The sequence below is a fragment of the Saccharomonospora azurea NA-128 genome (assembly GCF_000231055.2).
Classification (GTDB): domain Bacteria; phylum Actinomycetota; class Actinomycetes; order Mycobacteriales; family Pseudonocardiaceae; genus Saccharomonospora; species Saccharomonospora azurea.
In genome coordinates this window covers 4,505,011-4,513,291 of sequence record NZ_CM001466.1, presented here as the reverse complement: position 1 = coordinate 4,513,291, position 8,281 = coordinate 4,505,011, and the positions used below count along the sequence as shown (strand labels likewise).

Annotated in this window: 7 protein-coding genes and 2 pseudogenes; 5 read left to right on the top strand and 4 right to left on the bottom strand. The window is 71.3% G+C overall.

Features of this window, described 5'->3' with window-relative positions:
* From SACAZDRAFT_RS23085 to SACAZDRAFT_RS20865, 5 genes and pseudogenes are all read left to right on the top strand, one after another.
* Positions 1 to 281 (top strand): annotated as a pseudogene (locus SACAZDRAFT_RS23085) (lyase family protein); the annotation flags it as partial.
* Positions 282 to 334: 53 nt separating this feature from the next.
* A complete protein-coding gene (gene pcaC / locus SACAZDRAFT_RS20880) occupies positions 335 to 727 on the top strand; it encodes a 4-carboxymuconolactone decarboxylase (RefSeq protein WP_005444967.1) in 393 nt (130 codons plus the stop codon).
* A gap of 5 nt (positions 728 to 732) precedes the next feature.
* A complete protein-coding gene (locus SACAZDRAFT_RS20875) occupies positions 733 to 1,914 on the top strand; it encodes a 4-hydroxybenzoate 3-monooxygenase (RefSeq protein WP_005444965.1) in 1,182 nt (393 codons plus the stop codon).
* A gap of 55 nt (positions 1,915 to 1,969) precedes the next feature.
* A complete protein-coding gene (locus SACAZDRAFT_RS20870; protein ID WP_005444963.1) occupies positions 1,970 to 3,442 on the top strand; it encodes an aldehyde dehydrogenase family protein in 1,473 nt (490 codons plus the stop codon).
* A gap of 35 nt (positions 3,443 to 3,477) precedes the next feature.
* Positions 3,478 to 4,119, top strand: a complete 642-nt coding sequence (locus SACAZDRAFT_RS20865; RefSeq protein WP_005444961.1) for an NAD(P)-dependent oxidoreductase — start codon at positions 3,478 to 3,480, stop codon at positions 4,117 to 4,119.
* 63 nt (positions 4,120 to 4,182) lie between these two features.
* On the opposite strand, the gene SACAZDRAFT_RS20860 is transcribed toward SACAZDRAFT_RS20865, so the two are convergent.
* The 4 genes and pseudogenes from SACAZDRAFT_RS20860 to SACAZDRAFT_RS20845 form a co-directional block, all read right to left on the bottom strand.
* Positions 4,183 to 5,772 carry a CocE/NonD family hydrolase gene (locus SACAZDRAFT_RS20860; RefSeq protein WP_082245321.1) on the bottom strand — a complete coding sequence of 530 codons (1,590 nt, stop codon included), beginning with the start codon at positions 5,770 to 5,772 and terminating at the stop codon, positions 4,183 to 4,185.
* A gap of 57 nt (positions 5,773 to 5,829) precedes the next feature.
* Positions 5,830 to 6,144, bottom strand: coding sequence for an AtuA-related protein (locus tag SACAZDRAFT_RS20855; RefSeq protein WP_005444957.1), 315 nt, complete (start codon positions 6,142 to 6,144; stop codon positions 5,830 to 5,832).
* Entirely contained in the window at positions 6,144 to 7,484 is a 1,341-nt protein-coding gene (locus tag SACAZDRAFT_RS20850) for an acyclic terpene utilization AtuA family protein (protein ID WP_005444956.1), read from the bottom strand. Before SACAZDRAFT_RS20850 ends, SACAZDRAFT_RS20855 begins: the two co-directional genes overlap by 1 nt.
* Positions 7,481 to 8,281 (bottom strand): annotated as a pseudogene (locus tag SACAZDRAFT_RS20845) (SLC13 family permease); the annotation flags it as partial. The pseudogene SACAZDRAFT_RS20845 and the gene SACAZDRAFT_RS20850, both read right to left, overlap by 4 nt.

Below are 8,281 nucleotides of genomic sequence, written 5' to 3'. Positions count from 1 at the left end.
CGCAGGCCGTGGACCAGCGCCCCGACGGTGCGTGGCACGCCGAATGGCCCGCGCTGCGCCGCCTCCTCACGCTCACCGTCACCGCCGCGTCGCAGGCGGCCGAGCTGGTGAGCGGGCTGCGGGTCGACGTCTCCGCTCTGCGCGCGCACGCCGACGGTGCCGCCGACCTGCTCCTCGCCGAACGCGGCCGGCCCGGCGCCCCGGCGGAGTACCTGGGCGTCGCGGGCCACTTCGTCGACAGTGTGCTCGACCGCTACCGGAGCACCACCGACCACGACTGACGACGACTGACGCGCTCCCTTCCCCCGACCCACGACGCTGACGGAGGTCAGAGATGCCCGAGGAAGTCCCCGACCCCTACGACGACGGCATGCGCGTGCGCCGCGAGGTCCTCGGCGACGCCCACGTCGACCGGGCCCAGGCCCGCACGACCCCGTTCACCGAGGACTTCCAGGCCCTGATCACCCGCTATGCGTGGGGCAGCGTCTGGACCCGCCCCGGGCTCGACCGGCGGATGCGCAGCGTCGCCGTGTTGACCGCGCTGCTCGCACGGGGGCACTGGGACGAGTTCGCCATGCACGTCCGCGCCGCCCTGCGCAACGGGCTCAGCGCGGACGAGATCGGCGAGGTGATCCTGCAGAGCGCCGTCTACTGCGGTGTCCCCGCCGCGAACCACGGCTTCGCCATCGCCCAGCGGGTGCTCGACGAGGCAGGGAACGGCGAGTGAGCACAATGGACGTCACCACGACCCAGGTCGGCATCGTCGGCGGCGGGCCCGCGGGCCTGATGCTCTCGCACCTGTTGGCGCTGCGGGGCATCGACTCGGTGGTCGTCGACCACCGCAGCAGGCTCGACATCGAACGCACGGTGCGAGCCGGCATCCTCGAAGCCGACAGCGTGCGGCTGCTCACCGAGACCGGGGTGTCCGAGCGAGTGCTGTCCGAGGGCGACCAGCACCACGGCATCTACCTCGCCTTCGGCGGAGAATCGCACCACGTCGACTTCCGGGAGCTCGTCGGCGCGTCGGTGTGCCTGTACCCGCAGACGGAGGTGTTCATCGACCTCGCGAACGCCCGCGAGGCCGCCGGGGCCGACGTGCGGTTCGGGGTCAGCGACACGACGGTGCACGACATCACGGGCACCAGTCCCTCGATCCGCTACACCGATCCCGACGGCACGCCACGCGAAGTGCGCTGCCGCTACCTCGTCGGCGCCGACGGCTCCCACAGCATGTGCCGGCACCAGATCCCGGCGCAGCACATCCGGCAGTACCGCAAGGAGTATCCGTTCGCCTGGTTCGGCATCCTCTGCGAGGCGCCCAAGAGCGCCCCGGAGCTGATCTACAGCCACTCCGAACGGGGCTTCGCGCTGATCAGCCAGCGCACCGAGACGATGCAGCGGATGTACTTCCAGTGCGATCCCGACGAGAACGTCGACGACTGGAGCGACGACCGGATCTGGTCCGAGCTGCGGGCGCGCGTGGAGCCCAACGGCCACGAACTCGTGGAGGGCCCGGTCACCGACAAGGCGGTGCTCCGGTTCCGCAGCAACGTCGTCGAACCGATGCGGTACGGCAGCCTGCTGCTGGCGGGCGACGCGGCGCACACCGTCCCGCCCACCGGGGCGAAGGGCCTCAACCTCGCGCTCGCCGACGTCCGCATCCTCGCCGACGTCCTGCAGAAGGCCCTCGCCGAAGGCGACGACGACGTGCTCGACGAGTACTCGCAGCGTGCCCTCGACCGGGTGTGGCGGTCGCAGCACTTCTCCTACTGGATGACCTCGATGCTGCACCGGCTGCCCGACACCGACGCCTTCTCCCTCCGCCGCCAGGTCGCCGAACTGCGGTCGGTGGTGCGGTCCAAGGCCGGATCGACTTTCCTCGCCGAGGGCTACACCGGCTGGCCGTCGACATGACGACGCAGCGTTTCCTGTGAACAGACCCGCCATAACGAGTGCAGAGGATCCGACCATGACAGTGAACACCCACACCGACGTGACGTTCGCCGGACAGCGGATGGACACCCAGTTCATCGCAGGCCAGTGGCGAGAGGGCCGCTCCGAGCGAGTGAACACGGACACCAACCCGTTCGACGACTCGGTGGTGGCCGAGATCCGCCAGGCGTCGAAGGAGGACCTGGACGACGCGTACCGGGCCGCCGAGGCCGCGCAGGCCGCGTGGGCGGCGACCGCCCCGAGCGAGCGGGCCAAGGTCATCCGCCGGGCCGCCGAGATCCTCGAAGAGCGCCGCGAGGAGATCGTGGGCTGGCTGGTGAAGGAGTCCGGGTCCACCCTGATCAAGGCCGACAAGGAGGTGTCGCTGGCCATCGGCATCACCACCGAGTCCGCCTCCTTCCCGACCCGCGTGCACGGCACCATCCACCCGTCGGACACGCCGGACCGGGAGATGCGCGTCTACCGCAAGCCGGTCGGTGTCGTCGGCGTCATCAGCCCCTGGAACTTCCCGCTGCACCTGTCCCAGCGGTCGGTGGCTCCCGCCCTGGCCCTCGGCAACGCCGTCGTCATCAAGCCCGCGTCGGACACCCCGGTGACCGGCGGGCTGATCCTGGCCCGGATCTTCGAGGAGGCCGGGCTGCCGGAAGGCGTGCTGTCCGTGGTGGTCGGCGCCGGGTCCGAGATCGGCGACGACTTCGTGGCCCACCCGGTGCCCAGGCTGATCTCCTTCACCGGGTCGACCCCGGTGGGCCAGCAGGTCGGCACGATCGCCTCCAGCGGCGAACACCTGAAGAGGACGTCGCTGGAGCTGGGCGGCAACGCCCCGCTGGTGGTGCTGGACGACGCGGACCTGGACGCCGCCATCGGTCAGGCCGTGCCGGGCACCTTCCTGCACTCGGGCCAGATCTGCATGTCGGTGAACCGGATTATCGTCGAGGCCCCGGTCTACGACGAGTTCGTCGCCAAGTTCACCGCCGCGGCGCAGTCCGTGGCCTACGGGAACCCGTCCGACGAGGGCGTCCTGGTCGGCCCCGTGGTGAACGACGCGCAGCTGGAAAGCCTGAAGGAGAAGATCGCCGAGGCCCGGAAGGCCGGTGCCCGCATGGTCGTCGGTGGGGAGATCACCGGCCGGGTGGTGCCGCCGCACGTCTTCGTCGACGTCACCCCGGACATGGAGATCGCCCGCGAGGAGATCTTCGGCCCGATGGTCGCCATCCTCAAGGCCGACGACGAGGAGCACGCCCTCCAGCTGGCCAACGACCACGTGTACGGGCTCTCGTCGGCCGTGTTCACCCAGAACCTCGACCGCGGGGTGCGCTTCGCCCAGCGGGTGAAGGCCGGGATGACGTTCGTCAACGAGATGACCGTCCAGGACGAGGCCCACGTGGCCTTCGGCGGCGAACGCAACTCCGGCCTGGGCCGCTTCAACGGCGAATGGGCCATCGAGGAGTTCACCACCGCCCACACCATCGGCGTCAAGCGCCTCTGAGGCGTTCGACCCACTACGCAGGAAAAGGATTCCTCGTGAGAATCGGCATCATCGGTGCGACCGGCATGGCCGGATCGGCTGTGTTCCGGGAGGCCGTCACGCGCGGCCACGAGACGGTCGCCCTCGTGCGCGATTCCGCCAAGGCCGCCGACGTCCTGGGCGCGACCGCCCGGATCACGGAACGCGACGCCTTCGCACTGACAGCCGAGGACCTGGCCGGGTTCGACGTCGTGGTCAACGCTGTCGGGACCACCCCGGACCAGGCGTACCTGCACGTGGAACTGGCCCGGCACCTGGTGCAGTGCGCGGGCGCGAACCGGCCACGGTTGGTGTTCATCCTGGGAGCGGGGTCCCTGATGACCGGTGCGGACAAGCACCTGTTCATCGAGGACCTGCGCAAGACCCCGGGCGCCCGGGAGTGGATCGCGATCCCGGAGCACCAGCTCCTCGAACTGGGCTATCTGCGCACTGTGTCGCACGTGCAGTGGGTGGGAGTCTCGCCGCAGGCGTCGTTCACGCCCGGCGAGGCCACCACACCCGTGCTCGGCCGCGACGAGCTGCTGTACGCCTCCGACGGCACGTCGCACACCACCAGCGGCACCCTGGCCGTGGCGCTGCTCAACGAGATCGAGCGTCCCCGGCACCGCAACACGCGGTTCACCGTCGGCGACGCCTGACCCGACCGCCTCGCCGGTGGCCGCGCGACCACCGGCGAGGCGTGAGGCGGACCGACGGGTACGTCAGGATGTGGCTCCGTCGCGTGCGTTGTGGACGGTGAGGTGCAACATCGATCCGGCGGCGCCCGTGCTCACCTCCACCCGGCCGGGAGGCGCGCTGGAGTCGATCGCCGGGTAGTCGTCGCTGGAGATCCGCAGGACCAGGCTGTGTCCCGCGGACAGCCGGTAGTGCGTCGGCCGGATGTGCACGTCCAGGTCGTAGACCCGCCCCGGTTCGACCGGGGCGAGGTCGGTGTGCGTGTCACGGTGGCTGGCCTTGAGCCAGCCCTCGGTGATCCTCGTGCTGGTGCCGTCGGGTGCCTGGTCGTAGAGCACCGCCGCGAGATGTCCGTCCTCTGCTCCGAAGGACGCCCGGATCCGTGCGCTCGCGTCCCCGGCGAGGACAAGGTCCCGGCGCAGCGGTGCGGTCTCGAACGTCACCTGCTCGTGTTCCTGCGGGGGCTCGGACTCGGTGTTGACGTCGAACGCGGCCGTCCCGGGTCGTCCCGCCGCCCGGCTGAGCATCCCGTCCGTTCCGAGCCGCAAGGTCACGCCGTGGGCGTCCCGCGGTGGCCACTGCTCGAACTGGCGCCATCCGCGGCCGGCACCGGGCCCCGGCACCTCGTACGACGTGACGGGCGTGGCAGGCAGCGGGGCGTCGGGATCCTGCGCGAGCCAGTGATCCCACCAGGCAAGGTAGGCACCCTTGCCGATGTCGGCGTACTGGCCCTCCGGGTAGCCGTGCTCCCACGGACCCGAGATCAGCCACACGTTGCCGGGCCGGGCCCGGTAGTTCTTCACCATGCCGTCGCGGTAGCGGTCGTACCAGCCGTTGATCTCCAGTGTGGGGACGGTGAGCCGGTCCCAGCGGGACATGACGCTGCGGTCGCGCCAGAAGTCGTCGTAGAGCGGGTGCTCCGCATAGGTGCGGAGAGTGTCGGGTGCCACCTGCCGCTGCCAGTCGCGGATGCGGGCGGAGTAGATCCCACCGTGGTAGATCGTGTCCTCGTACCAGTCGTGGATGCCGTTCATCGGGATGATCGCCTCCAGGTGCGGCGGCTGGTTCACCGCGACCAGCAGCGCGCTGTGGCCCCCGTAGCTGACCCCCATCTGGCCGATGCGTCCGGTCGACGCCGGGTGCGCGGCGAGCCACTCGACGACGTCGTAGTTGTCCCGCTGCTCCTGGGGGCTGAACGGGTCCAGCGAGCCCGGCGACTCGCCCGAGCCGCGGGCCTGGCACACCAGTGCGTTGTAGCCGCGGCGGACGAAGTAGGCCGCGCCGTCGCCGAAGGCCTCCGCGTTGTCGGCGTAGGCGGTGTACTCGTAGACGATGCCGGGGAACCGCCCGGTCGCCGGGCGTGTCGGCGTGTCCCCCGGCCGGTACAGCCGGCACACCACGTGGCTGCCGTCGCGCAGCGGCACGTGCACGTCCTCGGCCACCACCTGGTACTCCGGCGGACGGTCGTAGGCGAAGAAGGGGTCGTCCGGCAGGGCGGCGGAGGCAGCGGCAGACTCCGGTGCGGCCCCGGCCGCCGGGGCGCCCGGGGTCACCGACAGCGTCAGTGCCATGAGGATGCTCGCCGCGCAGGCGAGAACGCGACGCGCCGGGCGCATGGGATGAGCGCGTTCTCGTCGAGCTGGTCTCATTCCGGCCTCTTTCTCGGTGATGGGTCAGATCGTCAGTTCCACCGTGAGCAGGTGGTAGCTGAGCGTCTTGCCGTGTCCGTCGAGGACGGTGGAGCCGGTGACCCCGCCCGCGAGGACACCGGGGATCGCGAACACCAGAGCGGGCAGGCGCGGCAGCACGGTGCGGGTCACCGGACCGGTGACGGCAGTGCCGAAATGCCGCGCCACGACCTCCTCCGTGAGACGGGACGTCAGCAGGTCCACGTCGGCCGGGTCGCGCGGGAACACCGCCAGCATCAGCGCGTCGCCCTTGTCGCCCGCGCGGACGTCGGCGAGGTCGTCGAGCAGGACGGTGGGCATCACGTCTCCAACAGGTGGGCCGAGGGGGTCACGAGACGACGGGGCAACAGGCACGAGCGGACGACGACGGTCTCGCGCCGGGACCGGGTGGCGCCGCCGCCCGCCGCCGGGCCGTTGGTGTAGAGCGACTCCACCTCCCAGCCGATCACCTCGGCGTGATCGGGGTCGGGGACGCGCGCGGACACCCGCAGGCGCACCTCGAACGGCTGGGTGTCGGCCGCGAGACCCCGGAACGCCGCACCCGCGCCGATGTACTCGACCCGGATCGCGCTCTCGTCGACGCCGTGCACCCGCACGAGCCGCTCGCGCACGATCTCGCCCGCCAGGCGGGCCCGGTCCAGAGCGCGGGGGCCCGCGTAGCTGATCTGCCCCTCCCCCAGCCAGCCTCCGCGGAACCCGAGGGTCACTTTGAGCTGGTCCGGCCGAGGTCGCCCGGTGGCGCCCGCGACGCGGACCCGGTGCTCGCCGGTGCCGGTGAAGCCGACCTCGGAGAAGTCCGCGACGACGTCGGGGGTGAGGTACGCGGTGGGATCGTCCACTTCGTACAGCAGTTGCTCGGCACAGGTCCGGGTGTCCAACCGGCCCCCGGTGCCCGCCAGCTTGCCGAGTTCGGCGGTGCCGTCCGCGGCGACGTCGGCGAACGGGAATCCCAGGCGCGCGAGGTCCGGGACCGGCTTCGTGACGGGGTCGGCGAAGTAGCCGCCGGTGAGCTGTCCCGCGCACTCCAGCAGATGGCCCACCGCGGTGCCCGCGCCGAGCAGTTCCCAGTCGTCGGTGTCCCAGCCGTGCGCGTACCGCAGCGGCCCCAGATACAGGGCCGGATCGGCCAGCCGTCCGGTCACGACCACGTCGGCACCCTGGTCGAGGGCCTCCACGACGGGGTCCGCGCCCAGGTAGGCGTTGGCCGAGATCAGATCCTCGGGGCAGGCGGACAGCGGCGCGGACGTCTCCCACACCACGGGGTCGACGCGGCGCACCAGGTCGAGCACGTCGTCCCCGCCGACGACCGCGACCCGCGCGCGCACGCCGAGTTCGGCGGCGACGCGAACGGCGAGCTCACCCGCCGCTTCCGGGTTCGCCGCCCCGGAGTTGGTGACCACCCTGGTGCCGCCACGACCGGTGTGGGGCAGGACCGCGCGGAGTCGCGCCCGCAGCAGCGGGTCGTAACCCGTGGTGGGATCGGTCAGCCTGCGGGCGTGTGCGGCGGCGACGGTCCGCTCACCGAGACACTCGAAGATCAGGAAGTCCAGCTCGCCCCGGCGGGCCAGGTCCACGGCCGGGTCGATCCTGTCCCCGGCGAAACCGGCGCCAGCTCCCAGCCGCACAGTGGCTCTGCTCATGCTGCCCACAGCGGCACCGCCCCGGTCGCGACGGCGACGAGCAGCATCACGATGCTGACGAGCCAGGCCCAGCCGACGAGATGCCGGATATGTCGTCCGATGTCGACCCCGCCGAGTCCCACGAGCAGGTAGAACGAGCCGGTCAGCGGGCTGATCGGGAAGCCGACGGTCTCCTCGCCGATCAGCGAGGCCGTCGCGATGTCGATGCCGGACACCGCGAACTGCTCGCCGACGCCGATCAGGACCGGCATGACCCCGAAGTAGTACGCGTCCGGTCCGAACAACAGACTCAACGGCACGCCGAGGACACCGACGATCATCGGCAGGGCGGGCGCGGCTCCGTCCGGGATCAGCCCCGCGGCCGTCGACGCCATCGCCTCGATCATCCCGCTGCCTTCGAGGATGCCGAGGAACACGCCCGCGGCGAGCAGGGTGGTGGCCATGAGCATGGCGCCCTTGGAGTGAGCCTCGATCCGGGCGGTCTGCCGCTTCAGGCCCGGGTAGTTCAGCAGCAACGCGATCAGTGTCGCGACCAGGAACAACAGTTCCGGAGGCGCCACCCCGGCGACGAGGCAGGCGATGACCGCGACCGTCAGGGCGATGTTGACCCAGAACAGGTGCGGTCGGCGCAGCTCCTCCCCGGTGTCCTCACCGGCCGCTCCCTCCCCACCGGCGCCGCCGGACACGGGGCCGGTGACAACGCTGCCCGAGCTACCCGCACCGGCGGTCACGCCCTGCGCCTGGTGCGTGTGCTCGGCAAGCCCGGCGAGCCTGCGCTGCTCGCGCCGCCCGAGCAG

Excerpts from the sequence above, each read along its gene's own strand:
- SACAZDRAFT_RS20875 (WP_005444965.1), top strand. The coding sequence starts at position 733 with ATGGACGTCACCACGACCCAGGTCGGCATCGTCGGCGGCGGGCCCGCG.
- SACAZDRAFT_RS20850 (WP_005444956.1), bottom strand. The coding sequence starts at position 7,484 with ATGAGCAGAGCCACTGTGCGGCTGGGAGCTGGCGCCGGTTTCGCCGGG.
- SACAZDRAFT_RS20860 (WP_082245321.1), bottom strand. The coding sequence starts at position 5,772 with ATGCGCCCGGCGCGTCGCGTTCTCGCCTGCGCGGCGAGCATCCTCATG.
- SACAZDRAFT_RS20855 (WP_005444957.1), bottom strand. The coding sequence starts at position 6,144 with ATGCCCACCGTCCTGCTCGACGACCTCGCCGACGTCCGCGCGGGCGAC.
- SACAZDRAFT_RS20870 (WP_005444963.1), top strand. The coding sequence starts at position 1,970 with ATGACAGTGAACACCCACACCGACGTGACGTTCGCCGGACAGCGGATG.
- pcaC (WP_005444967.1), top strand. The coding sequence starts at position 335 with ATGCCCGAGGAAGTCCCCGACCCCTACGACGACGGCATGCGCGTGCGC.